This window comes from Pedococcus sp. P2_D7 (assembly GCF_056404295.1).
Map to the genome: position 1 here is coordinate 186,432 of NZ_JBFUEH010000002.1, position 24,381 is coordinate 210,812.

Sequence of the window (24,381 nt, forward strand, 5' to 3'; positions counted from 1 at the left end):
ACGCGGCGAGCTGGACGCCACGCGGCTGCACCGCCCAGCTAGTCGTCCCAGGTGCGGCAGTAGCTGAGGACCTCTTCGTCGTCGGCGTCCCGCATTGGCCACGGGTGGTTATCACGGTCCTCCGGTGCACCCGTGTCCTGGCCAGGCGCCTTGACGAGGTGGAGCTGCCGGTCCCACTGCGCGAGGTGGTGGGGGAGGATCTCGATGTCGTGCCAGCGGGCGCGTTCGCCGGTCGGTGGTTGGTATGCCGCCGCCCCGGGTGGTGCGGGCGGGTCGCCGCCCGGTGGCGCGGCGAGCTCGACGGCCGTCGGGGGTCGCACCGGCAGTCCGTGGCGGGTGGTGACGACCAGGCCGTCGGGGCGGGTCGGGTCGCCGGCGATGGTGTAGTCGCCTCGGCCGACCGCGTCGTGGTGGAACGGGCAGAGGCTGACCTGGTTGTCGTCGTCGGTGGCGCCGCCCTGGGCCCAGTCGTGCAGGTGGTGGATCTCCACGAACCGGGTGGCGGTGCAGCCGGGGAACCGGCAGCCGCGGTCGCGGTCCTCGATCAGCCGGCGGGACCGCTGCGGCAGGATCCGCATGGCCCGGCCGACGCTGACCGGCCGGCCCTGGGTCTCCCAGACCGGCTGGACCACGCCGTCGGAGAGGAACCGGTCGAGCAGCCGCCGGGGGATGGCTGCGCCGCCGTTGACCCAGCCGCCGTCGGTCGACAGGTGCAGGTAGACCCGGTAGTGGCTGGCCCGGCCGGTCGAGGCGACGGACGAGAACGAACGCCGAGCGAGCTCCTCGAGCGCATCCGCGTAGGTCGGGCGGTCCGTGGCCGCAATGCCGTGCGCGGCCCGGGGAGCGCCAGCCGTGGCACCCTCGCCGGCGCCGCCAGAGCCGGCCGGTCCCTGGTCTCCCGCCGCGGGAACACCGGACGCCGCGAGGAACAGCGCGTCCTTGGCCTCCTTGAGCGCCTGCTCGACCAGTGCCCCGACCGGCGCGGGGGCGCTGTAGCGCAGCTGGAACCGGCCGTCGTGGTCGTAGTGCATCGACAGGTCGGGGCGCGCGCAGGCCCGGCGCTCCGAGTCCTCCTGCCCGGGCACCCCGGCAGCTGCGAGGCGGAGTGCTGGGTCGGTGGCGGTGTCGTCACCGGAGCGCTCGGCATCGGCGACCGGGATGGACGCGAAGGCGTGCCGGCTCAGCGCGCGACGCAGCTGGGGCACGGTGGCGTGCTGGGCGAAGTCGGCCGCGGACTGCTGGTGGCTCGCCGGCGCGTGGTGGGCTACCACGGCGGTCTGGTCGAGCGACAGGAGCCCGTCCCGCAGGGCCTGGGAGGCCGCGGTCAGCTCATGACGACGCCTCGCCACGGCGACCACGTCCCGCGCGTGCGAGGGTGACAGCCCGGCCCGGACGACGAAGTAGTGCTCCGGCGACCGGAACCCGCCGTCGCCCCAGTGCTCGCCCTCGATGAGCTCCGCGGCCAGGTCGACCAGCTCGCCCTGCGCCCGGTTGAGCCGTCCCGCGACCTCGGCCGTGCGCGTCCAGAGGTCACGCTGCGCCTCGTCTCGCTGCACGGCCGGGCTGATCGACATACCGCAATCGTACACCTGTTCGAATGCGTGGTGCCAGTCATCCACAAGGGAAAACCACTGGCACGCAACGAATTTCGCTCGCGGCGAACAGCTCACCGTTCGCCGAAGTACTCCTGGACCAGCTTCTTCGGCGCCTTCGCTGCCCATGCATCGGTGATGACCTCGGCGAGCTCGGCGCGGGTCAGCCGGCCGAGGTCGCGCTGGCGCAGCAGCACCGCGTTGTAGCCGTCGAAGTGCGGCGTCGTGAACCACGGCCCGTCGCCCTCGACGAGGGCTTCCTTGTCGCTCTGGTCGGCGACGACGAACATGATGACGTCCTGCATCCGCTCACCGGTCTCGGGGTCGACGGCGTCGGGGCGCGGCTCGCGGAAGTGCAGGAACGACTTCTTCCGCACCACGTAGGCCGGGTTGCCCCAGGACCTGCCCTCCTCCGCCTCGGGGAGGGACAGGGCGATCTCCGCGAGGTCCGACAGCTTCGCCTTGCGTGCGGCCATGCCGGCGACGCTACGCCGATTGACCGCCCCGTGCGTCGGCCTTGGAGACCAGCGCCTGGATCGAGGGCAGCAGGGCGAGCGCGTTGACCACCACCGAGAACACGAGGAACGCCACCGCCCAACCGTGGTGCCCGGCCGCCCACAGACCGAGCCCGGCCAGCCCGAAGACGAGCACCTTGGTCACCGGCCGCACCACCGGACCCCTGAGCGGCGCCTTCGGCGACGCGAACGCCCACCAGACCCCGATCACCACGACCACCATTCCGACCGCGAGCAGCAGTCCACTCTCGTGGTTGCCCCAGACCGCGGCGGCCGCAGCCGCGAGCACCTCGTCGACGAACACCAAGGCCAACACGACCCAGCCCATCGCCACCATGCGCCCAGCGTCGCACGAGGGCGAGGTATGCCGCGTGGTCACCACGCGGCATACCGCTCAGTCCAGGAAGTCGACCAGCTCGGGCGCGACGCCGATGTAGGTCTGGGGCGTCAGCTCGGAGAGGCGCTTGGCCACGTCGTCCGGCAGCCCGAGCCCGGCGACGAACTCGCGCAGGTCGTCACCGGTGATCCGGCGACCGCGGGTCAGCTCCTTGAGCCGCTCGTACGGGTTCTCCATGCCGGCAACACCCTGGGCACCCAACGCGCGCATGGCCGACTGCACCGGCTCGCCGAGGACCTCCCAGTTGGCGTCGAGGTCGGCGGCCATCGCGGCGGGCACGGCGTCGAGCCCGGCCAGGCCACGGGCGGCGTTGTCGATGGCGAGCAGCGAGTGCCCGAACGCGACGCCGATGTTGCGCTGCATCGAGGAGTCCGTGAGGTCGCGCTGGAGCCGGCTGTTGACCAGCGTCGAGGAGAGCACGTCGAAGAGTGCGTTGCTGACCTCGAGGTTGGCCTCGGCGTTCTCGAAGCGGATCGGGTTCACCTTGTGCGGCATCGTCGACGAACCCACGGTGCCCTGGCCGCGCACCTGCGCGAAGTAGCCGAGCGAGATGTAGGTCCAGACGTCGGTGCACAGGTTGTGCAGGATCCGGTTGAACCGGGCGAGGTCGGCGTAGAGCTCGGCCTGCCAGTCGTGCGACTCGATCTGGGTGGTGAGCGGATTCCACTGCAGCCCAAGGGATTCCACGAACTCGCGGCTCAGCTTCGGCCAGTCGGCCTCGGGCACCGCGGCGAGGTGCGCGCCGTAGGTGCCGGTGGCGCCGTTGAGCTTGCCGAGGAACTCGGCCACGCCGACCCGCCGCAGCTGGCGACCCAGCCGGTGGGCGAGCACCGCGAGCTCTTTGCCCATGGTGGTCGGCGTCGCGGGCTGCCCGTGGGTGTGCGCCAGCAGCGGCACCTCGCGCAGGTCGGAGGCCATCGTCGCGACCGTCTCGACCAGCGCGGTCGCCCGCGGGAGCCAGACGTCGGTGACCGCGCCCTTGACCATGAGGGCGTAGGACAGGTTGTTGATGTCCTCGCTGGTGCAGCAGAAGTGGATCAGCTCGGCCAGCCCGCGGTCCTCGTCGCCGGGGGCGATGGCGGTGAGCCGACGCTTGAGGAAGTACTCGACCGCCTTGACGTCGTGCTGCGTCTCGCGCTCGATCGTCGCGAGCTCCTCGATCTCGTCGGCGCCGAAGTCCTCGACCACCTGGCGCAGCCGCTGCTGCTCGTCGGAAGTGAGCGCGCGCACCCCCGGCACGACCTGGTGGGTGGTGAGGAAGATCAGCCACTCCACCTCGACCCGGATGCGCTCGCGGTTGAGCGCCGGCTCGGACAGGTGGTCGACCAGCGGCGCCACCGCACCGCGGTAGCGACCGTCGAGGGCGCCCAGCGCAATGGGAGGGGTCGCGTCAGCAAGCGAAGCCATGACCCACAGTCTCCCAGAGTGCGGGGCCACCTCGGGACACCGGTATGCCGGGTGCCGACCGCCCCGACGCCGGGCGCCGGACGCGGTGGCACGGGCGGCCGTGACGCGGCCGCGCGCGGGGTCAGCGCGCGGCATACCGTGAGAGCCATGCGATACACCACGCTCGGCTCCAGCGGCACCGTCGTCTCCACCCAGTGCCTCGGCACGATGACCTTCGGCGCAGAGGCGGACGAGGCGACCTCCGGCGCGATCCTCGAGGCCTACGTCGACGCCGGGGGCACCTTCCTCGACACCGCCGACGTCTACTCGAAGGGCGGCTCCGAGGAGATCATCGGCCGATGGCTGGCGGCCCACCCGGACGACGCCAAGGACCTCGTGCTCGCCACCAAGGGCCGCTTCGCGATGGGCGACGGCCCGAACGACCTCGGCCTCTCGCGCCGCCACCTGCGCCGCGCCCTCGACGACTCGTTGCGGCGCCTCGGGGTCGAGCACATCGACCTCTACCAGATGCATGCGTGGGACGCGGTGACCCCGGTGGAGGAGACGCTGCGCTTCCTCGACGACGCCGTCGCCGCCGGCAAGATCTCCTACTACGGCTTCTCCAACTACCTCGGCTGGCAGGTGACCAAGGCGGTCCACGTGGCGCGCGCGAACGGTTGGACCGCGCCGGTGACCCTGCAGCCGCAGTACAACCTGCTGGTCCGCGACATCGAGCACGAGGTCGTGCCGGCCTGCCTCGACGGCGGACTCGGGCTGCTCCCGTGGTCGCCGCTCGCTGGCGGCTGGCTCACCGGCAAGTACCAGCGCGACACCACGCCCACTGGTGAGTCGCGGCTGGGGGAGGACCCCGAGCGCGGCATGGAGGCCTGGGGTCCACGCAACCGGCAGGTGCGCACCTGGGACGTCATCGACGCGGTCGGTGCGGTCGCCGCGGAGGCGGGGGTGTCGTCGGCCCAGGTCGCGCTCGCCTGGGTCGGTGCCCAGCCCGCCGTCACGTCGGTCATCCTCGGAGCCCGCACCGTCGAGCAGCTCACCGACAACCTCGCCGCGGCCGACCTCGACCTCTCGGCCGAGCAGCTCGACCGGCTGGGCGAGGTGAGCGCACCGCACGCCGACGACTACCCGTACGGCGCCGCCGGCGTCGGCCAGCGGAGTCGCGACCTGCCCCCTTCGACGACCGACTGACCGCGCGTCAGTTCAGCCCGGGAGGCGGGTCTGCGTCAGGAGAAACCGTGGCGGTCCAGCGCCGACACGAGCTCGGACTCCTCGTAGGCGAGGTGGTCGAGCAGGGTCGACGACAGCAGGTCGACGACGCGTTTCAGCTCGGCCGTGCCGGTGCTGTCCGGGTATGCAGTGCCGGACACCAGCCCGACCAGGGCCTCGTCGAGCTGTTCGAGCACGTCGTGGATCACCAGGTGCTCCGACTCGAGGCGATCCAGCACCGGTGTGAGCTCCGGTTCGCTGCGGCGCAGGTGCGGGAACACCGACCGGTCCTCCAGGCCGTGGTGACCCGTCACGAACCGGCAGTACTGCGCGCAGTAGGCGCCGAGCGTCCAGTTGTTCTGGCGCATGGTCAGCTCGTTGATGGCGTTGCGCGCGCGATGCGCCTGCTCCTCACCGACCACCACCTGCTCGACGATGTCGCGCAGCCGGGTCAGCTCGGCCCGCAGTCCGTCGTGCACCTCGACGAGATGGGCGCCCGCACCCGAGTGTCGTTGCGTGGCAACGGGTTCCGCGTCGGTCGAGGTGGCATCAAGTGCATCGGTATGCCGCGTGCTGACGACGGCGGGGCTCGTCGCCGGCACAGGGGAGTGGGCTCGGCGAGCTCGCTCGTCATCGACCAGCTCGCGGACGGCCGGGGCGACCTCGTGGGCGAAGCGCTCGACCTGGTCAACGGTCTTGACGGCGAGGATGTAGGTGCTCATCCCCTCGGTGAGGGTGAGCTCGGCGAGCTGCTCGGCCCACTCGCTCGGCGAGCCCTGCAGCAGACCACCCTGGCGCGTCCCGCCGCCCGTGCCGAACCGCCCGTGGATGTTGTAGAGCCGACGGATCGAGGCGGGGTCGCGCCCGGCCGTGACGGCCGCGTCGTCGATGGTCCGGTTGAGCCCACGCAAGGCGTCCGGCGCGGCATACCCCATGCTCGGGAGCCAGCCGTCCGCGGACCGGCCGGTGAGGCGCAGCATGCGCGGTTTGTAGGCGCCCAGCCAGATCTCGACGGGGTGCGCAGGTGCTGGGCCAGGGTGCAATCCGACGACGCGGTGGTGCTTCCCCTCCACCCGCACGGTCGGTCCGCCCTCGCCGGCCCACACCGCGCGGATGACCTCCATCGCCTCGGTGAGGGACTCGATCGACTCGCCCGGGGTCAGGCGCGTCCCGCCGGCGGCGACGATGGCGTCGAAGAACGCGCCGGTGCCCAGCCCCAGCTCGACCCGCCCCCCGCTGAGCAGGTCGAGCGTGGCGACGCTGCGCGCCAGGACGACCGGCAGACGCAGGGGCAGGTTCGCCACGTTGGGGGCCACCCGCACCGACGTGGTGCGAGCCGCGATGACCGACAGCAGGGTCCAGGTGTCGAGGTGCTTGGCCTGGTAGGGGTGGTCCTGGATCGTCACGAGGTCGAGCCCGGCGACGTCCGCCGCCGCGCTGAGCTCGAGGACGAGGTCGGCGGACGCGGCGTCAGGGCTGGGGAAGATCCCGAACTGCAGGTCCTGTCCGTAGTCGGTCATGAGAGGGGAGCGCCGTAGGCGGCCGGCCGCTCGTAGTCACCGAGGACCTCGGCCAGGGCCAGGTGCCGCTGGGCATCGGCGTGCCGACGCTGGCGCTGGAGGGTGCGACCGAGCAGGAGGTGCAGGTAGGCGTCGTCGGGGGCGTCCTCGACCAGCGCCCGCAGCTCGGTCTCGGCGCGTCCCAGCTGGGCAGACCCGAAGTAGGCGCGGGCCAGCAGCAGCCGCAGGTCGGCCGTGCCGTGCAGGTGCTCGGCGGTGCTGGCTTCGTCGACGAGCTCGCGCAGCGCGGTGGCGGCAGCGCTGAAGTCGCCGTGGTCGAAGAGGCTCCGCGCCCAGTCGAGCCGGAGGGCGAAGGGCGTGCTGTTCGTCGTCATGACCCCTCAACAATAGTTCGATATTCAACTATTCCGGTGGGTTAGCGCATGCCGCACGTGCGCGACGACGCCGTCGGCCGCCGCCACCACCTCGGTGTAGGTCTGGTCGAACGCGGTGTCGTCGCCGTACCAGGGGTCGTCCATGTCGAGGTCTCCCGAGCGCTCGGCCTCGGGGTCGAAGGACCGGAAGAGCCGCACCTTGGCACGCTGCGCGTCGGTGCGCGCGAGCGTGGTCAGCTCGCGCAGGTGGCCGGCGTCGGCGGCGAGGACGAGGTCCACCTCGTCGAGCCACGACCGCTCGAACCGGCGGGCCACGTGGTCGTGGCCGCCGAAGTCGTCGTGCCCGTTGCGGGCCAGCACCGCCAGGGTCCGCGGGTCGGCGGGGTTGCCAACCTCCCAGGAGTGCGTGCCGGCCGAGTCGACGACCACCTGCTCGCCGAGCCCGGCCTCCGCGAAGCGCTCGCGTAGGACGAACTCACCCATCGGCGAGCGGCAGATGTTGCCGGTGCACACGACGGTCACGCGGTAGGGACGCTCGGTTGCCATGCCTGATCCGCTCAGTCCGGGTAGCCCAGGGGGTTTGCGCGCTGCCAGCGCCACTGGTCGGCGCACATGTCATCGATGGTGCGCGTCGCCTTCCAGCCGAGCTCGCGCTCGGCACGTGACGGGTCGGCATACGAGGCAGCGATGTCGCCGGCACGGCGACCCACGACCTCGTGCGGGAGGTCGTGCCCGCAGGCCTTCTCGAAGGCGCGCAGCACCTCGAGCACCGAGGTGCCGTGCCCGGTGCCGAGGTTCCAGGTCGACACCCGCTCGTCGGTCGCGCCCAGCTTGGTCAGCGCGGCGAGGTGGCCGGCGGCGAGGTCCTCGACGTGGATGTAGTCGCGCAGGGCGGTGCCGTCGGGGGTGTCGTAGTCGTCGCCGTAGACCTCGAGCTTCTCGAGCTTGCCGACCGCCACCTGGGCGATGAACGGCATGAGGTTGTTGGGGATCCCCGAGGGGTCCTCACCGATGTTCCCCGACTCGTGCGCGCCGACCGGGTTGAAGTAGCGCAGCAACGCGATCCGCCACCGGTCGTCGGTGCGGGCGACGTCGCGCAGCACCTGCTCGATCATCACCTTGGTCCAGCCGTACGGGTTGGTCGCCGAGGTCGGCAGGTCCTCGGTGAACGGCGGGGTGGCGCTCTCGCCGTAGACCGTCGCGGACGACGAGAAGACCAATCGGAAGCAGCCGTGCCGCTGCATCGCCCGCACCAGCGCGAAGGTCGAGTCGAGGTTGGTCTGGTAGTACTCCAGCGGCACGTCCACGCTTTCGCCGACGGCCTTGAGCCCCGCGAAGTGGACGACCGCGTCGAACTTGCGCTCGGCGAAGAGCGACTCGACCTTGTCGCGGTCGGTGAGGTCGAACGCGTGCACCTCCAGCGGCCCGCCGGTCAGCGCCTCCAGTCGCGGCACCACGGTGGGCTTCGCGTTGGAGAAGTTGTCGACGACGACGACCTCGTGGCCGGCGGCCCTCAGCTGGACGACGGTGTGGGACCCGATGTACCCGGCACCGCCGGTGACCAAGACGCGCATGCGCACACCGTATGCCGCGAGTCCGGCTCCCAGCCACGCGCCACCACCCCGTGGGCGGTCTCGCGGTCAGCGGCCGCTCTTGGCGCGCTCGATGGTCACGGGGCTCGCGGGGGCGCCGTCCTCGGGCGTGCCCTCCGTGCTGGGGTCGATGCCGCCTGCGGCGATCTCCTCGAGCACCTGCATGCCGGCCTCGGTGACGTGGCCGAAGACGGTGTAGTCGGGCCGCAGCCGCGAGTCCTGGTAGACGAGGAAGAACTGGCTGCCGTTGGTGTCGGGGCCGCCGTTGGCCATCGCGAGGGTGCCGCGGGCGTAGTTCCTCCGGCTGCCGTCGGGGAATCCCGGCCAGTTCTCGAGCGCCCTGGCCGAGTCGAGCTCGTCCTTGAACGAGTAGCCGGGGTCACCCCAGCCGGTGCCCAGCGGGTCGCCGCACTGCAGCACCGAGAGCGCGAAGGGCGGCGTCTGGTAGGCGGTGAGGCGGTGGCAGCTGGTGCCGTCGAAGTACTTCTGGTGGGTGAGGAACGCAAAGCTCTGGACGGTGCACGGCGCCAGGGCGCGGTCGAGCACGATCGGGATGTCGCCGTGGTTGGTCTGGAGCGTGAAGTCGACGGCGCCGCGGGCGGGGGTGCGCGCCGGGTCCTGCGGCAGCCCGGTCCAGGTGGAGTAGGTCTGGTCCGCCAGGGGGGCGTAGCCGCAGGCCCCCTGGGTGGGTCTGTCCGCTGGGGTCTCGCCCGCTGCGGCGACGCTCGGGGTCAGGGCTGCCAGGGCTGCCAGGGCTGCGACAGCGGCGACGGCGATCAGGGTCCGAGGGGTTCGCATGGGTCCTCCAAGGTGTGGGGCGGCCGGGTCTCGACCACCTCGGACCATAGGGACAAACACGGCATTCCGCGCGTCGAGCGGACGGCGGACAGGGGGCCGCGGACGGCGGACGGCGGACGCGTCACCGTCTCGACCACGTCCAGTCGGGTGCCGGCGTGCCGTAGGGGTGCCGGGTGTAGAACCAGGTACGTCCGGTCCACCGCACGGGGTTCACCGCCGCCGGGAACCTGCGGCCGTCGCGGAACCGTGCGACCAGCTCCGTCGGGTACCACTCGAAGGGCTCGACGAGCCGGCCGTCGTCGTCGCTCCTCAGCTCGAGGTGGTAGCTGGTGCCCTCGAGTGCCGCGAGCACGTCCGCGAGCTTGAGCCGTCCCGGGTCGGTCTCCAGCCTGGCTTGGTGACTCTTGCTCCATCCCGACTGCAGGGCGTACTCACGCTGGCTGGTCCGCGCGACGTTGCGTTGTCGCCGGAGGGCGAGACCGATGGAGTCCATCAACGTGAGCGAGTCCTGGACGTCCTTCCACTGGGTGAGGAGCCGGACGGTGGTCGCCCTGGGATTGGGGTTCATGCGCTGGGGTTCAAGCGCTGGGGTTCATGCGCTGGGGGGTCATGTTGTTTGGCTGCATCTGCCGAGCGTCCCGGTCGCCGGACGACCGGCACAGTCGCCTGCTCCCCGCCTGTGGGCGACCTCGAACCCGCGCCGGACCTGTGGACGGACGAAGGCCGCCCTGGCGGTACTGGGTGCCGGGCACTCGCGAGGCGGAGCCTGGGCGGAGCGTGGGCGGAGCGTGGGCGGAGCGTGGGCGGAGCGTGGGCGGAGCGTGGGCGGAGTAGGTGTTCGTTGGCTATGCCATGCCCCTCAGGGTGGGCCAGTCGTGGAGATGCAGCCCGGCGACGACGTGAGGGCACCCAGGCCGTCGTCTCACCGACGCGGCCCCTGCTCTTGCTCTTGCTCTTGCCCCTGCCCCTGTGCTTGCCCCTGCCCCTGTGCTTGCCCCTGCCCCTGTGCTTGCCCCTGCCCCTGTGCCTGCCCCTGCGCCTGCGCCTGCCCCTGAGGGTGGGGCACGGCATAGCGAGCGAAACCTACTTCCCGGGAGCGCCTCCTCGGCCCGTCAGGCTGCGCGACCGGCCGCGGAACTCCGCGACCAGCGCCCCGTCCGACTCGCGCGTCACGGTGACGTCGGTGATCCCGCTGCGCCCGTAGGCCGCGCGCACCCGTCCGTCGGCCACCAGCACGTCACCGCGATGAGCCGAGGTGACGAAGGTGATGTCGGCCCCGGCCGCGACCGTCAGCTGTCCGCGGGAGTTGCACGCCAGCGCGAAGGTCGAGTCGGCCAGGGTGAAGATGAAGCCGCCGTGGGCGATGTCGTGCCCATTCACCATCGCCGCGGTCACGGTCATCCGCACCACCGCGTGGTCGACCTCGACGACGGTCGCCTCCATCCCCAGCCCACGGGACGCCTCGTCGTCGGCCCACATCGCCCGGACATGGCTCAGGTCGTCGTCGGTCATGGCCCCATCGTGGCAAACGACCGAGTCACCAGCGCTTCCACCGCCGGTCGGAACGCCCTCCACCGCCGGTCGGAACGCCCTCTGGAGCCGTTTACGATGACCGCATGACCACGGCAACGGCGCCCAACACCCACCCGCTCGTCGACAAGCACGGGGAGCTGCTCGCGCAGGCGATCACGGCCCTCGCGGAGCGGTCGTACTTCAGCCGCTTTCCCGAGTCGCCGTCTCCCCGCGTCTACGGCGAGGGGTCCGCGGAGGCCGGCAAGGCGGCATACGAGGCGCTGCGCGACAACGCGTTCGGTGGCCTGGGTGACGTGCGCACCGACGGTGACTGGGTCGGCGAGGAGGTCTCGCCCTACGGCCCCGCGCTGGGGATCACCTACCCGCACCTCGACGTCGACGCGGCGCTGGCCGCTGCGATCGACGCGATGCCGGCCTGGCGTGACGCCGGCGCCCGCACCCGCGCCGCCGTCTGCGTCGAGATCGTCGAGCAGGTCAACGCGCGGTCGTTCGAGATCGCCCACTCCGTCATGCACACGACGGGCCAGCCGTTCGTCATGGCCTTCCAGGCCGCCGGGCCGCACGCCCAGGACCGCGCGCTCGAGTCGATCGTCGCCGGTCTCGTCGAGCAGGAGCGGGTGCCGAGCTCGGTCGTGTGGGAGAAGCCCGGCCGCGACAAGGAGGGCAACCCGGCTCCGCTGCGGATGCAGAAGGACTACCGCGTCGTGCCGCGCGGCGTCGCCCTCGTCATCGGCTGCAACACCTTCCCGACGTGGAACGGCTACCCCGGGCTGTTCGCCTCGCTCGTCACCGGCAACCCCGTGATCGTCAAGCCGCACCCGCGGGCCGTACTCCCGCTCGCCATCTCCGTGGCCGTGTGTCGGGAGGTCCTCTCCGCCGCAGGGTTCAGTGCCGACCTGGTGCAGCTCGCCCCTGAGGCCGAGGGCGAGGGGCTGGCCAAGGTGCTCGCCGAGCGCGACGAGGTCCGGATCATCGACTACACCGGCGGGCCCACCTTCGGCGCGTGGCTCGAGGAGACCGGAGCGGCCCGCGGCCAGCTGGTCTACACCGAGAAGGCCGGCGTCAACACGATCGTCGTCGACTCGACCGACAACCTGCGCGGCGTGCTGGGCAACCTGGCGTTCTCCCTCAGCCTCTACTCCGGCCAGATGTGCACGACCCCGCAGAACCTCTACGTCCCCCGCGACGGCATCGAGACCGACGAGGGCCACCTGTCGTTCGAGGACTTCGGCGCGAAGCTCGCCGCGGCCGTCGGAAAGCTCACCGGCGACGATGCCCGTGCCGTCGAGCTGCTCGGCGCGACCGTCAACGACGGGGTCCGCGCCAACGCGGCCGGTCTCGCCGCGCTGGCGGAGGAGGCGGGCGGCACGGTGGTGCTGGACTCGCGCGCGGTCAGCCACCCGGCATACCCCGACGCCATCGTCCGCGCCCCTGGCCTGGTGAGCATGGACGCGAGCCGCGAGGACGTCTACACCCAGGAGTGCTTCGGCCCGGTCACGTTCCTCATCGCGACGAGCGGCACCGACCAGTCGCTGGCGCAGTTCCGCGACACGGTGCGCGAGCACGGTGCGATGACGGCGGCCGTCTACTCGACCTCCGAGGACGTCCTCGACGCGGCCCGCGACGCAGCCGCCGACGCGGGGGTCGCGCTGTCCGAGAACCTCACCGGCCCGGTGTTCGTCAACCAGACCGCGGCGTTCTCCGACTTGCACGGCACCGGCGCCAACCCGGCCGCGAACTCGGCCTACGTCGACGCGGCCTTCGTGGCCAACCGGTTCCGGGTCGTCACCTCCCGCCGCCACGTCTAGTTCGTCACAGCCCGCGCATCTGGCACGATCGGGACCATGAACTTCCTGATCAAGGTCGCGGTCAACGCGGTCGCACTGTGGGTCGCAGCGTGGTTGGTGCCCGGGATCGGCTTCGGGGACGGCAAGTTCGGCTCCAAGTTCGCGACCGTCCTGCTCGTCGCGCTCGTCTTCGGGCTCGTCAACGCGATCGTCAAGCCGATCGCGAAGTTCCTCAGCTTCCCGTTCATCATCCTGACGCTGGGGCTGTTCACCTTCATCGTGAACGCGTTCATGCTGCAGCTGACCGAGTGGATCGCCGACCCCCTCGGGCTGAGCTTCACGATCACCCACTTCTTCTGGGACGCCGTGCTCGGTGCCATCGTCATCACGATCGTCTCGATGGTCCTCGGCTGGGTCCTCCCCGACGGCGACGACGACTGACATGGCGGAGAGTGAGGTCGGCCTGCGCGCGGCCCTCGACCAGGTGCCCGCGTACGTCCCCGGCAAGCCCGCAGCCGCGCCCGAGGGCGTGACGGCCTACAAGGTCTCGTCCAACGAGAACCCGTACCCGCCGCTCCCGTCCGTGCTCGAGGTCGTCCGCGAGGCAGCAGGCTCGATCAACCGCTACCCCGACATGGCGGTCACCGAGCTGACCCAGGCGCTCGCCGACACGCTCGGGGTGCCGGCCGAGCACGTCGCGACCGGCACCGGCTCGGTCGGCGTCCTCGGTCAGGTCATCGCGGCCACCTGCGACCCCGGCGACGAGGTGGTCTACGCCTGGCGCTCGTTCGAGGCCTACCCGATCGTCACCGCGCTCGCCGGTGCCACGAGCGTGCAGGTCGGCCTCGACGACCACGCCCGCCACCGCCTCGACGCGATGCGTGCGGCGATCACCGACCGCACCAAGGTCGTCATCGTGTGCACCCCCAACAACCCCACCGGCCCGCTGGTCACGCACGCCGAGCTGGAGCGCTTCCTCGAGTCCGTGCCGAGCCGGGTGCTCGTGGTGATCGACGAGGCGTACCTCGAGTTCGTCACCGACCCCGAGGCGCCACGCAGCCTCGAGCTCTACCGCGACCGCCTCAACGTGATGGTGCTGCGCACCTTCTCCAAGGCCTACGGCCTGGCCGGCTTGCGGATCGGGTATGCCGTGGCGCACCCTCCGGTCGCGGCTGCCCTGCGCAAGACGGCCACACCGTTCGGCGTGAACTCGATCGCCCAGGCGGCCGCCGTCGCGTCGCTCAAGGCCTACGACGAGCTCAAGGAACGGGTCGACGCGCTGGTCGCCGAACGCACCCGCGTGGTCGCGGCGCTGCGCGGCCAGGGCTGGTTCATCCCCGAGACGCAGGCGAACTTCGTCTGGTTCGGGCTCGGTGAGCGCTCCGGCGACTTCGCCGCGGCCGCGCAGGAAGCCGGGCTGACCCTGCGCCAGTACGGCACCGACGGGGTGCGCGCGACGATCGGCGAGACCGCGGCGAACGACGTGCTGATCGAGGTCGCCAGCACCTTCCTCGCCGAGCACCCGGTCGACCCCGCCTGAGGGTCCACCCCCGCCCGGGCGGGCACCTGACAGCCTCGTCGTCCCTTTGGGGGAGGTGGGGCGCCCGGGGTTCGGAGGAGAGTCGGCTGCACACTTCCCGGAGGCCTGCCATGACCGATGTGACTGACGTTCGTCCCACCATCCCGGAGTTCTCGGGCTCGCAGCTGGCGCCGGGCGACGAGGGGTACGACGGGGCCCGCAGCGTGTTCAACGCGATGATCGACCGGTCGCCGAGCCTGATCGCGACCTGCCGCAGCGCCGAGGACGTGGCGGCGGCGATCGCCTGGGCGCGGACCTCCGACGTGCCGATCTCCGTCTACGGGGGCGGTCACTCGGTCAACGGCTCGGCAGTGGTCGACAGCGGGCTGTGCGTCGACCTGCGCGGCCTGCGCGACGTGGTGGTCGACCCGGAGCAGTCGACGGCACAGGTGGGGGGCGGGTGCACGTGGGGCGAGCTCGACGCAGCGACCCAGGCGCACGGTCTGGCGGTCACCGGCGGGCGGGTCTCGACGACCGGCGTCGGCGGGCTCGCGCTCGGCAGCGGGAGCGGCTGGCTGGAACGCCGGCTGGGCTTCACCTGCGACAACCTCCTCGAGGCGCAGGTGGTGACGGCGGACGGTCGGATCGTGACGGCCTCGGACACCGAGAATCCCGACCTGTTCTGGGCCCTGCGCGGCGGCGGCGGCAACTTCGGCGTCGTCACCCGGTTCACCCTGCGGTTGCACCCGGTCGGACCGATCGTCTTCGGCGGAATGCTCATGTACCCGGCGCCGATGGGAGCCGCCGTGCTGCGCAACTTCCGCGACTTCATCGCCGATGCCCCCGACGAGGTGGGCGGTGGCGTCGCCTTCATCACCGCCCCGCCGATCGAGATGGTGCCGGAGCCGGCCCGCGGCAAGCCGGCCGTGGGCGTGATCGTCGCCTACACCGGACCGCTCGAGGACGCCGAGTCGGTGTTGGCCCCGCTGTTGGGGTTCGGGCCGCCCGCCTTCGCCCACGTGGGGCCGATGCCCTACCTCGCCCTCCAGCGGCTACTCGACGACGCCAACCCGCACGGCATGCAGAACTACTGGACGGCCGACTTCCTCGACGAGCTGCCGGACGAGGCGGTGGAGACCCTGGCGTCGCTGGCGGCGTCACCGGTCTCGCCGCTCAGCCAGGTCATCATCGTCCCCGGTGGGGGTGCGATCGCGCGGGTGCCCGAGGACGCGACGGCCTTCGGGGAGCGCCAGGCGCCGTTCAACATCCACTACCTGTCGATGTGGCCGGACCCGGCCGATGCGGAGGCCAACATCGCCCACACCCGCACGCTGGCGGCGGCGCTGAAGCCGTGGACCTCGGGACGCGTCTACCTCAACTTCATCGGCGACGAGGGCCAGGAGCGCGTGGAGAGCGCCTTCGGGGAGGCCAAGCTCGCGCGGCTGCGGGAGATCAAGGCGGCGTGGGACCCGGACAACGTGTTCCGGCACAACCAGAACATCGCCCCCGCAGGCTGAGCCTGGCGGACGTCCCCAGCGCACGTCCCGAGCGGCCCGCCCCCCGGTAGTCGGCGACGCCTCGGCGCGACAGACTGGGGCCATGGTCGACACCTGGCTCCCGCCCTATCTCGCCCGCCCTGACCGCTACGGTCCGATGCCCTACCGCAAGGTGGGGCAGAGCGGCCTGCGGCTGCCCGCGGTCAGCCTCGGCATGTGGCACAACTTCGGCGACGACAAGCCGTTCGACGTCCAGCGCGCGATCCTGCGGCGGGCGTTCGACATCGGCATCACCCACTTCGACCTCGCCAACAACTACGGGCCGCCCTACGGCAGCGCCGAGCAGAACTTCGGGCGCCACTTCGCCGCCGACTTCCGCCCCTACCGCGACGAGCTGATCATCAGCTCCAAGGCCGGCTGGGACATGTGGCCGGGGCCGTACGGCGACGGCGGCTCGCGCAAGTACCTCATCGCCAGCCTCGACCAGACCCTCCAGCGCACCGGGCTCGACTACGTCGACATCTTCTACTCCCACCGGCCCGACCCCGACACCCCGCTCGAGGAGACGATGGGCGCGCTGGCGAGCATCGTCAAGCAGGGCAAGGCCCTGTATGCCGGCATCTCCAGCTACGGTCCCGAGCTCACCGCGCGAGCCGCTGACCTCCTCGACGAGATGGGCGTGCCACTGCTCATCCACCAGCCGTCCTACTCGATGGTGAACCGCTGGGTCGAGGGCGGCCTGCTCGACACCCTCGGCGAGCGCGGCATCGGCTGCATCGCGTTCAGCCCGCTCGCGCAGGGGATGCTCACCGACAAGTACCTCGGCGGGATCCCGGAGGGCTCGCGGGCCAGCCAGGGCAAGTCCCTGTCGCCCGACCTGCTCACCGACGAGACCCTGGCCCACGTCCGCAAGCTCAACGACCTCGCCTCCGAGCGGGGCCAGTCCCTGGCCCAGCTGGCGCTGGCCTGGGCGCTGCGCGACGACCGGGTCACCTCGGTGCTGATCGGCGCCTCGTCGGTCGGCCAGCTCGAGGACTCCGCCGCGGCCGTCGGCAACCTCAGGTTCAGCGACGCCGAGCTCGAGCAGATCGACCGCGACGCCGTCGAGGCGGGCATCGACCTCTGGCGCACCCAGTCCCGCCTCACCTGACCCGGGCTGTTCCACCAGCACCGGAGTCCGGATTCTGAGATTTTCCGCCGTCCCGATATCTTGGCCGTGTAAGGCCCCCTGTGAGCGCTGCCACAAGCGCGCCCCACACCAGCCGCCCCACGACGGCGGAGACCCCGCCCGGGTGAAGAAGGAGTTCCAGTGAGCGACAACGCAGTCGCCGGCGCCACGAGCGTCGAGCATGAGGACGAGGTGCTCGCCGAGCTGACCGCCCCGGTCCCGGAGGTCGGTGACGGCGGACCCGAGATGGTCCAGCTGCTGACCCCGGAGGGGCAGCGCGTCGAGAACACCGAGTACGACGAGTACGTCAAGGACCTCACCGACGAGGACCTGCGCGGCTTCTACCGCGACCTCGTGCTGATCCGCCGCGTCGACGCCGAGGCCACCGCGCTCCAGCGCCAGGGTGAGCTCGGCATCTGGGCCAGCCTGCTCGGCCAGGAGGCGGCGCAGGTCGGCTCCGGTCGCGCGATGCGCCCGCAGGACTACGCCTTCCCGACCTACCGCGAGCACGGCGTCGCCTGGTGCCGCGGGGTCAACCCGCTCAACCTGCTCGGCCTGTTCCGGGGCGTCAACCACGGTGGCTGGGACCCGAACGAGAAGAACTTCCACCTCTACACGATCGTCATCGGCGCCCAGACGCTGCACGCGACGGGCTACGCGATGGGCATCCAGCGCGACGGCGACGTGGGCACCGGCGACGACGCGCGCGACGCCGCCGTGATCGCCTACTTCGGTGACGGCGCCACCGCCCAGGGCGACGTCAACGAGTCGTTCGTCTACGCGGCGGTCAACAACGCCCCGGTGGTGTTCTTCTGCCAGAACAACCAGTGGGCCATCTCCGAGCCCAACGAGCGGCAGACCCGCATCCCGCTCTACCAGCGCGCCCGCGGCTTCGGCTTCCCCGGCGTGCGGGTCGACGGCAACGACGTCCTGGCTGTCTACGCCGTGACCCAGCAGGCGCTCAACGCGGCCCGCTCCGGCAACGGCCCGACCTTCATCGAGGCCTACACCTACCGGATGGGCGCCCACACCACCTCGGACGACCCCACCAAGTACCGCGTCTCGGCCGAGGTCGAGGTGTGGAAGCACCGCGACCCGATCGAGCGGCTGAAGTCCTACCTGGTCCACACCCAGAAGACCGACCAGGCCTTCTTCGACGCGATCGAGGCCGAGGCCGACGCGCTGGCCACCGAGGTCCGCGAGGGCTGCCTGTCGATGCCCGACCCGACGCCCGACTCGATGTTCGACCACATCTACGTCGAGGAGCACCCGGTCGTCGAGGCGGAGCGCAGGGAGTTCGCCGCCTACCACGCCGGCTTCGAGGGCGAGGGGAGCCACTGATGGGCACCATGACGATTGCCAAGGGCATCAACAACGGCTTGCGCGCCGCCATGGAGCGCGACCCGAAGGTCGTCCTGATGGGTGAGGACATCGGCAAGCTCGGTGGCGTCTTCCGCGTCACCGACGGCCTCCAGAAGGACTTCGGCGAGGACCGCGTCATCGACACCCCGCTCGCGGAGGCCGGCATCGTGGGCACCGCGATCGGCATGGCGCTGCGCGGTTACCGTCCCGTCGTCGAGATCCAGTTCGACGGGTTCATCTACCCCGCGTTCGACCACATCGTCAGCCAGGTCGCCAAGATGCGGGCCCGCTCGCTCGGCAAGATCAAGCTGCCGATGGTCATCCGCATCCCCGTGGGCGGTGGCATCGGCGCGGTCGAGCACCACTCCGAGTCCAACGAGGCCTACTTCGCGCACACCGCGGGCCTCAAGGTCGTCTGCTGCTCCAACGCCGAGGACGCCTACTGGATGATCCAGCAGGCCATCGAGTCCGACGACCCGGTGCTCTTCTACGAACCCAAGCGTCGCTACTGGGACAAGGGCGAGGTCGACGAGTCCGCCGCCCCGCGCGAGCTGCTCAAGGCGCAGGTATGCCGCGAGGGCACCGCCGCGACGCTGGTCGCCTACGGCCCCATGGTCAAGACCTGCCTGCAGGCCGCCGAGGCCGCTGCCGCCGAGGGCAAGGACCTCGAGGTCATCGACCTGCGCTCGCTCAGCCCGCTCGACCTCGACACGGTCGCCGCGTCGGTCGAGAAGACCGGTCGGGCCGTCATCGTCCACGAGGCCTCCACGTTCCTCGGCATGGGCGCGGAGATCGCGGCCGCCCTCCAGCAGCGCTGCTTCTACCACCTCGAGGCGCCCGTGCTCCGGGTCGGCGGGTACAACCTGCCCTACCCGCCGAGCAAGCTGGAGGAGGAGTTCCTCCCCGACCTCGACAGGGTGCTCGACGCCGTCGACCGCTCGCTGGCCTTCTGAGAGGGGCGCGAAAACCCATGGCAGTCAAAGAGTTCAAGCTTCCGGACCCCGGTGAGGGCCTGACCGAGGCCGAGATCGTCACCTGGAACGTCAAGGTCGGCGACACGGTCAAGGTCAACGACATCATCGTCGAGATCGAGACCGCGAAGTCGCTCGTCGAGCTGCCGGTGCCGTTCGCCGGCACCGTCACGGCGCTGCACGTCTCCGAGGGCGACACGGTCGAGGTCGGCACGCCGATCATCTCCGTCGACACCGCGGGTGGCGCTGCCCCCGTGCAGGACGCTCCCGCAGCCGGCGCCGTCGAGCCCGGCATCGAGGGCTCGCCCGCCCCGAAGATGGCGGCTGCGGCCGCTGCGGCGTCGGACGAGGAGGAGATCGAGGAGGGCAAGATCGGCGGCACCACGTCGACCGGTCGCACCGCCGTCCTGGTCGGCTACGGCGTCAAGCAGACCGAGGCCAAGCGGCGTCCGCGCAAGTCGCAGCCAGCTGATACCCCCTTTATCGGGTCACCCGATAAAGGGGCGCCTCACCCGACAACCGTTTCGGGGTCAAGCGCACCCTTGTCGGGTGGAGCGAGCGTGACCGTCGCCCGCGAGGGTGGTGCCCGCGCGCTGGCCAAGCCGCCGGTCCGCAAGTACGCCAAGGACCTCGGCATCGACCTGGCCACCGTCGCCGGGTCGGGCGAAGGCGGCATCATCAGCCGCGCCGACGTCGACGCCCACGCAAGCGGTGCCACCGCTGGGAGCAACGCCGCCACCGGCGTCTCCCCGGTCGCCCCGGACGGTGGCGCGGCTCCCAGCCAGGCGGCATACGTGGCACCGGTGTTCACCCGGGGTGGCGAGCGCGAGACTCGCATCCCGATCAAGGGTGTCCGCAAGATGACCGCACAGGCGATGGTCGGCAGCGCGTTCACGGCGCCGCACGTCACCGAGTGGGTCACCATCGACGCCACGGCGACGATGGAGCTCGTCGAGCGGCTCAAGAAGGACCGCGAGTTCAAGGACGTCAAGGTCACGCCGCTGCTGGTGCTGGCCAAGGCGATGGCCGTCGCGATCCGTCGCCACCCGGAGATCAACGCGACGTGGGACGAGGCCGCCCAGGAGATCGTGGTCAAGCACTACCTGAACCTCGGCATCGCCGCCGCCACCCCGCGTGGCCTGATCGTCCCGAACATCAAGGACGCCGACCAGATGTCGATGCGGCAGCTGGCCGAGGCCATCGGCGCGCTGACCGCCACGGCCCGCGAGGGTCGCACCCAGCCGGCGGAGATGTCCGGCGGCACGATCACGATCACCAACGTGGGCGTGTTCGGCGTCGATACCGGCACCCCGATCATCAACCCGGGTGAGGCGGCGATCCTCGCGTTCGGCGCGATCCGTCGTCAGCCGTGGGTGGTCACCGCCGCCGACGGCACCGAGGCGATCGAGCCGCGGTGGGTCACCCAGCTCGCGCTCTCGTTCGACCACCGGTTGGTCGACGGCGAGCTCGGCAGCAAGTTCATCGCCGACGTCGGCGCGATCCTGGCCGACCCGGCCCGCGGCCTGGTCTGGGGCTGAGCAACGAGGTTCGCAGCCAGGAAGGCCCGCACCGGAACCGGTGCGGGCCTTCCTCGCTACTCGTCGCCGCGCAGGGTGAACGACCGCAGCCGGTCGCCGGTGAACCACAGCGCGGCGACGGTGAGGACGGCCGCGGCCACCAGGGCGTAGGTCAGCCCGGTGCCGGGCCCGGTCAGCTGCGGGCTGATCTCCTGGGCGACCCCGCGACCCCACGCCCCGATCGAGACCCACTTGATCCCGCCGAGCACCGAGCCGAGCAGCCCCTCCCACAGCAGGGCGAAGAGCAGCCCGATGACGACGGCGTGCCGCGTGAAGGCGGCCAGCGCGATGAACAACGCGGTGTAGGCCGTGCCGGCCACCACGCCGGCGACTCCCCACGCCACCGCCTGGCGAGCGTCCCCGCTGTCGAGGACCAGCCCGGCGACCAGGAGCGGCAGCCCTCCGAGCGCGACCGTGGCAGCCCACGCGACCGCGAACTTGCTGAGCGCGATGACGTGCCGGCTCACCGGTTTGGAGATCAGGTAGACGATCGACCCGTCGTCGACCTCGGGGCCGAGCACCGCGGTGGCGGCGAGGAGTGCGACGAGGGGCAGCGCGAGGGTGTAGCCCAGGGTGAGCACGGCGTCGTAGCCGACGGCGTCGTCGGTCAGCGCCGCGACGATGACGGCCAGGGCCAGCAGCACCGCGGGGATGATGACCAGCACCAGACCGCGACGGCGGCCGAGGAGGGCCTGGCGGGAGAGCCGCAGGATCGTGGGGTTCACCGGTCAGCCCCCCACCAGGTAGGCGAAGACACTCTCGAGCGACTCGTCCGTCGGCGTCAGCTCGAGGATCCGGATGCCGTGCTGCCGGGCCACCTGCGGCAGCCGCACCGTGAACGCGCCGAAGTCGGAGACGGACACGTCCACCCCGCCCTTCGGGCGCAGCGAGACCGCGACCACCGAGGCCTCGGCGATCAGGGCGCTGGCCAGGCCACGGTCGTCGTCACCGACCACGACGTACTGCACCGGGCGGTCCGTCATCAGCCGGCGGATCTGGCCGAAGTCACCCGATGCCGCGTGCCGCCCGGACACGACGACCTCGATCTGCCGGGCCACCTGCTCGACCTCTTCGAGGATGTGCGAGCTGAAGAGCACCGTGCGACCCTCCGACCCCATCCGTCGGAGCAGGGTCATCAGGTGCAGCCGCTGGCGCGGGTCGACGCCGTTGAACGGCTCGTCGAGCAGGAGCACGGCCGGGTCGTGCACCAGCGCGGAGGCGAGCTTCACGCGCTGCCGCATGCCCTTGGAGTAGGTCCCGATCCGGCGGGCCGCGGGCTCGGTCATCTCGACCACGCCGAGGGCCCGTTCGGTCGCGGCGCCGGGGTCGGCGAGCCCGTGCAGCTCGGCGTTGGCCTGCACGAACTCGCGGCCGGTGAGGTAGCCGAAGCTGAGCTCGCGCTCGGGCACCAGGCCGATGGTGCGGTAGGCGTCGGTGTGCCGCCAGATCGGCGTGCCGTCGAGGGTCACCGAGCCGGCCGACGGGGCGAGGAAACCAGACATCAGGGCGATCAGCGTGGTCTTGCCTGCGCCGTTCGGTCCGAGCAGTCCGGTCACGCCCGGTCGCACCGTCATCGAGATGCCGTTGACGGCGACGACGTTGCCGTACCACCGGGAGGCCTGGTCGATCCTGATCTCACTCATGCCGTGGCCACCCGCCGGTAGCGCCAGACCAGGCCGCCGAGGCAGGCGGCGGACAGGCCGACGAAGACGACGACGTAGGCAGCCTGCATCGGCACACCCCTCGGTGGCGTGGCGATGTCGCCGTCGGCCCACATCGCCATCAGCCCGCGGTAGAGCGAGTAGGGCGAGAACAGCCCCGCGACCTCGCCCACCCGAGGGTGGTGCTCCTCGCCGGAGATGCCCTGGATCGCCGTCACGATCCCGTTGCCCAAGAGCAGGAGCGCGATGGTGGCCACGACGGCGAACCCGCGCCGGGTCGACCACGAGGCGATCAGCCCGGACACCCCGGCCAGGGACAGGGCCAGCAACACGGCCAACCCGGCGCCCACGGCCGCATCGTGGCTCTGGTCGGAGACGTCGAGCTCACCCAGCAGGGCCACGGCATACAGGATCACGAGGGGGGACAACAGGAAGACCAGGGTCGCGCCCAGGAGGGCTCCCCAGCGGGCGATCGCGTAGGTGGCGGACGGCAGGGGGCGGGCGAGGTAGAGCGAGATGGTGCCGTGCCGAAGGTCGCGCGAGAAGAGCACCGGTGCCTGCGAGGCGACGAAGATGCCCAGCAGCACCTGGGTCGTCGAGGCGTACTGCGCGTAGCCGATCGGCAGCTCCTTGAGGCCCACCAGCACCATCACGCCGCCGATGATGACGGCCGGCAGGATGTTGAGGGCGAGCAGGATGAACGGCAGCACCTTCGACCGGCCCGAGCGGCCGAGCCCGAACGCGTTGCGGAACCCGGTGACCAGCAGGGCCCGCGCGATCGCCGCGGAGCCGAGCCGAGGACCGGTGTACGGGCGGTAGCCGAGGTCGTGGATGACGCTGCGGCCCTCGGGGGTGGCAGAGGAAGGATCAGTGGAAGGATCGGAGGACGGATCGGAGGACGGATCCGAGGAGCGACCAGGCGAGAGCTCAGTCATCGGCGAACACGTCCTCGATGCGACGGTGGTCGACCTGCAGGCGGACCAGTCCCACCCCGAGGTCGCTGGCGGTGTCACGGATCAGGTCGTGCACCTCCCGCGCCTCGCGCCCGTCGGTCTGGCCGGCCGTGGCGTCGACGGTCAGGAGGGCTCCGCGGGGGACCGTCGCCACCCCGGCCGCGGCCAGTGCCTGGGCCATCCGGGCGGTCGCGTCGTCGCCGAGCACCTCGACCAGCAGGACCCCGGTGGCGTCGAGGAACTCGTCGGTGCGCGAGGCCCGCAGCAGGTGGCCACCGTCGAGGACGACGACGTGGTCGCTCACCCGCTCGAGCTCGCCGAGCAGGTGCGAGGTGACGATGACCGCGATCCCGAAGTCGTGCCCGATCCGCTGGACCAGGCCGAGCATCTCGTCGCGGGCGGCGGGGTCGAGGCCGTTGGTCGGTTCGTCGAGCAGCACCAGCCGCGGGTCGTGGGCCAGGGCCTGGGCGAGCTTGGCCTTCTGCTTCATGCCGGTGGAGTAGCCGCCCATCGGCCGGTAGCGCTCCTCGGCGAGCCCGACGTGCCGGAGCACCTCGGCGGCCCGCTCCCGGGCGGCGACCTTGGGCAGCCCCGACATCATCGCCAGGTGCACGACGAAGTCGCTCGCGCTCACGTCGGGCGGCAGGCAGTCGTGCTCCGGGAGGTATCCCACGGCCGCGCGGATGGCCGACCCCTGCGTCGCGATGTCGTGCCCGAGCACCTGCGCCTGCCCAGCGGTGGCGGGGACCAGGCCGAGCAGGATCTTGAGCAGGGTCGACTTGCCGGCCCCGTTGGCGCCCACCAGTCCGGTGATCCCCGGACCGATCTCGAGGTCGAGGGAGTCCAGCGCCAGCACCGGACCGTAGTCCTTGGTGAGGCGCTGGGTGCGCACCACGGCCCCGACGTGCACGGCCCCGGCTTGCCCGGCCCCCAGTTGAACGGCTTCCACGCGAGCC

At 71.4% G+C, this 24,381-nt stretch carries 24 protein-coding genes; 9 read left to right on the forward strand and 15 right to left on the reverse strand.

The window, feature by feature from the left end:
- Positions 1–38: 38 nt before the first annotated feature.
- The 4 genes from AC1DWJ_RS04390 to purB all read right to left on the reverse strand — a co-directional run bounded on the left by AC1DWJ_RS04390 (position 39) and on the right by purB (position 3,911).
- Complete coding sequence (locus AC1DWJ_RS04390) at positions 39–1,574, reverse strand: HNH endonuclease signature motif containing protein (RefSeq protein WP_477620069.1); 1,536 nt, start codon at positions 1,572–1,574, stop codon at positions 39–41.
- Positions 1,575–1,666: 92 nt separating this feature from the next.
- The gene (locus AC1DWJ_RS04395; protein WP_477620070.1) at positions 1,667–2,068 is read right to left on the reverse strand and encodes an MmcQ/YjbR family DNA-binding protein; all 402 of its coding nucleotides are present in this window, start codon (positions 2,066–2,068) and stop codon (positions 1,667–1,669) included.
- A 10-nt stretch (positions 2,069–2,078) separates the two neighbouring features.
- Positions 2,079–2,444, reverse strand: coding sequence for a DUF2568 domain-containing protein (locus AC1DWJ_RS04400; protein WP_477620071.1), 366 nt, complete (start codon positions 2,442–2,444; stop codon positions 2,079–2,081).
- 57 nt (positions 2,445–2,501) lie between these two features.
- Complete coding sequence (gene purB / locus AC1DWJ_RS04405; RefSeq protein WP_457254311.1) at positions 2,502–3,911, reverse strand: adenylosuccinate lyase; 1,410 nt, start codon at positions 3,909–3,911, stop codon at positions 2,502–2,504.
- Between the two features lie 147 nt (positions 3,912–4,058).
- Between purB and AC1DWJ_RS04410 the strand changes: the two genes are divergently transcribed.
- Positions 4,059–5,096, forward strand: a complete 1,038-nt coding sequence (locus tag AC1DWJ_RS04410; protein ID WP_477620072.1) for an aldo/keto reductase — start codon at positions 4,059–4,061, stop codon at positions 5,094–5,096.
- Positions 5,097–5,131: 35 nt separating this feature from the next.
- Here AC1DWJ_RS04410 and AC1DWJ_RS04415 read toward each other — a convergent pair whose 3' ends face one another.
- The 7 genes from AC1DWJ_RS04415 to paaI all read right to left on the reverse strand — a co-directional run bounded on the left by AC1DWJ_RS04415 (position 5,132) and on the right by paaI (position 10,910).
- The gene (locus AC1DWJ_RS04415; RefSeq protein ID WP_477620073.1) at positions 5,132–6,634 is read right to left on the reverse strand and encodes an LLM class flavin-dependent oxidoreductase; all 1,503 of its coding nucleotides are present in this window, start codon (positions 6,632–6,634) and stop codon (positions 5,132–5,134) included.
- Positions 6,631–7,008, reverse strand: coding sequence for a tetratricopeptide repeat protein (locus AC1DWJ_RS04420; RefSeq protein WP_457254308.1), 378 nt, complete (start codon positions 7,006–7,008; stop codon positions 6,631–6,633). Before AC1DWJ_RS04420 ends, AC1DWJ_RS04415 begins: the two co-directional genes overlap by 4 nt.
- 24 nt (positions 7,009–7,032) lie before the next feature.
- Positions 7,033–7,554, reverse strand: a complete 522-nt coding sequence (locus tag AC1DWJ_RS04425; RefSeq protein WP_477620074.1) for a low molecular weight protein-tyrosine-phosphatase — start codon at positions 7,552–7,554, stop codon at positions 7,033–7,035.
- Between the two features lie 11 nt (positions 7,555–7,565).
- Positions 7,566–8,582 (reverse strand): UDP-glucose 4-epimerase GalE, encoded by a 1,017-nt coding sequence (gene galE, locus AC1DWJ_RS04430; RefSeq protein WP_457254306.1) that lies wholly within the window; start codon positions 8,580–8,582, stop codon positions 7,566–7,568.
- A gap of 66 nt (positions 8,583–8,648) precedes the next feature.
- A complete protein-coding gene (locus AC1DWJ_RS04435) occupies positions 8,649–9,398 on the reverse strand; it encodes a peptidylprolyl isomerase (protein ID WP_477620075.1) in 750 nt (249 codons plus the stop codon).
- A 121-nt stretch (positions 9,399–9,519) separates the two neighbouring features.
- Positions 9,520–9,966, reverse strand: a complete 447-nt coding sequence (locus AC1DWJ_RS04440) for a hypothetical protein (RefSeq protein ID WP_477620076.1) — start codon at positions 9,964–9,966, stop codon at positions 9,520–9,522.
- 515 nt (positions 9,967–10,481) lie between these two features.
- A complete protein-coding gene (gene paaI / locus AC1DWJ_RS04445; protein WP_477620077.1) occupies positions 10,482–10,910 on the reverse strand; it encodes a hydroxyphenylacetyl-CoA thioesterase PaaI in 429 nt (142 codons plus the stop codon).
- Between the two features lie 104 nt (positions 10,911–11,014).
- On the opposite strand from paaI, the gene paaN reads away from it, so the two are divergent.
- From paaN to AC1DWJ_RS04485, 8 genes are all read left to right on the forward strand, one after another.
- The gene (paaN, locus tag AC1DWJ_RS04450) at positions 11,015–12,739 is read left to right on the forward strand and encodes a phenylacetic acid degradation protein PaaN (protein WP_477620078.1); all 1,725 of its coding nucleotides are present in this window, start codon (positions 11,015–11,017) and stop codon (positions 12,737–12,739) included.
- A 36-nt stretch (positions 12,740–12,775) separates the two neighbouring features.
- Entirely contained in the window at positions 12,776–13,159 is a 384-nt protein-coding gene (locus AC1DWJ_RS04455; protein ID WP_457254301.1) for a phage holin family protein, read from the forward strand.
- 1 nt (position 13,160) lies between these two features.
- Complete coding sequence (hisC, locus tag AC1DWJ_RS04460) at positions 13,161–14,258, forward strand: histidinol-phosphate transaminase (protein WP_477620079.1); 1,098 nt, start codon at positions 13,161–13,163, stop codon at positions 14,256–14,258.
- Positions 14,259–14,368: 110 nt separating this feature from the next.
- Complete coding sequence (locus AC1DWJ_RS04465) at positions 14,369–15,754, forward strand: FAD-binding oxidoreductase (protein ID WP_477620080.1); 1,386 nt, start codon at positions 14,369–14,371, stop codon at positions 15,752–15,754.
- An 82-nt stretch (positions 15,755–15,836) separates the two neighbouring features.
- Positions 15,837–16,883 carry an L-glyceraldehyde 3-phosphate reductase gene (mgrA, locus tag AC1DWJ_RS04470; RefSeq protein ID WP_457254297.1) on the forward strand — a complete coding sequence of 349 codons (1,047 nt, stop codon included), beginning with the start codon at positions 15,837–15,839 and terminating at the stop codon, positions 16,881–16,883.
- A gap of 159 nt (positions 16,884–17,042) precedes the next feature.
- Positions 17,043–18,242, forward strand: coding sequence for a pyruvate dehydrogenase (acetyl-transferring) E1 component subunit alpha (pdhA, locus tag AC1DWJ_RS04475; protein WP_457254296.1), 1,200 nt, complete (start codon positions 17,043–17,045; stop codon positions 18,240–18,242).
- A complete protein-coding gene (locus tag AC1DWJ_RS04480; protein ID WP_056921883.1) occupies positions 18,242–19,216 on the forward strand; it encodes an alpha-ketoacid dehydrogenase subunit beta in 975 nt (324 codons plus the stop codon). Before pdhA ends, AC1DWJ_RS04480 begins: the two co-directional genes overlap by 1 nt.
- A 17-nt stretch (positions 19,217–19,233) precedes the next feature.
- Positions 19,234–20,772, forward strand: a complete 1,539-nt coding sequence (locus AC1DWJ_RS04485; RefSeq protein WP_477620081.1) for a dihydrolipoamide acetyltransferase family protein — start codon at positions 19,234–19,236, stop codon at positions 20,770–20,772.
- Positions 20,773–20,828: 56 nt separating this feature from the next.
- Here the strand turns inward: AC1DWJ_RS04485 and AC1DWJ_RS04490 are convergent, their stop codons facing one another.
- The 4 genes from AC1DWJ_RS04490 to AC1DWJ_RS04505 are packed head-to-tail and all read right to left on the reverse strand — an operon-like array spanning position 20,829 to position 24,374.
- The gene (locus AC1DWJ_RS04490) at positions 20,829–21,536 is read right to left on the reverse strand and encodes an ABC transporter permease (RefSeq protein WP_457254294.1); all 708 of its coding nucleotides are present in this window, start codon (positions 21,534–21,536) and stop codon (positions 20,829–20,831) included.
- 3 nt (positions 21,537–21,539) lie between these two features.
- The gene (locus AC1DWJ_RS04495; RefSeq protein WP_477620082.1) at positions 21,540–22,454 is read right to left on the reverse strand and encodes an ABC transporter ATP-binding protein; all 915 of its coding nucleotides are present in this window, start codon (positions 22,452–22,454) and stop codon (positions 21,540–21,542) included.
- Positions 22,451–23,407, reverse strand: coding sequence for a hypothetical protein (locus AC1DWJ_RS04500; RefSeq protein ID WP_477620083.1), 957 nt, complete (start codon positions 23,405–23,407; stop codon positions 22,451–22,453). Before AC1DWJ_RS04500 ends, AC1DWJ_RS04495 begins: the two co-directional genes overlap by 4 nt.
- Positions 23,400–24,374: an ABC transporter ATP-binding protein gene (locus AC1DWJ_RS04505; RefSeq protein WP_477620084.1), complete on the reverse strand. Its 975-nt coding sequence runs from the start codon at positions 24,372–24,374 to the stop codon at positions 23,400–23,402. The genes AC1DWJ_RS04500 and AC1DWJ_RS04505 overlap by 8 nt, the downstream gene beginning before the upstream one ends.
- Between the last annotated feature and the right edge of the window lie 7 nt (positions 24,375–24,381).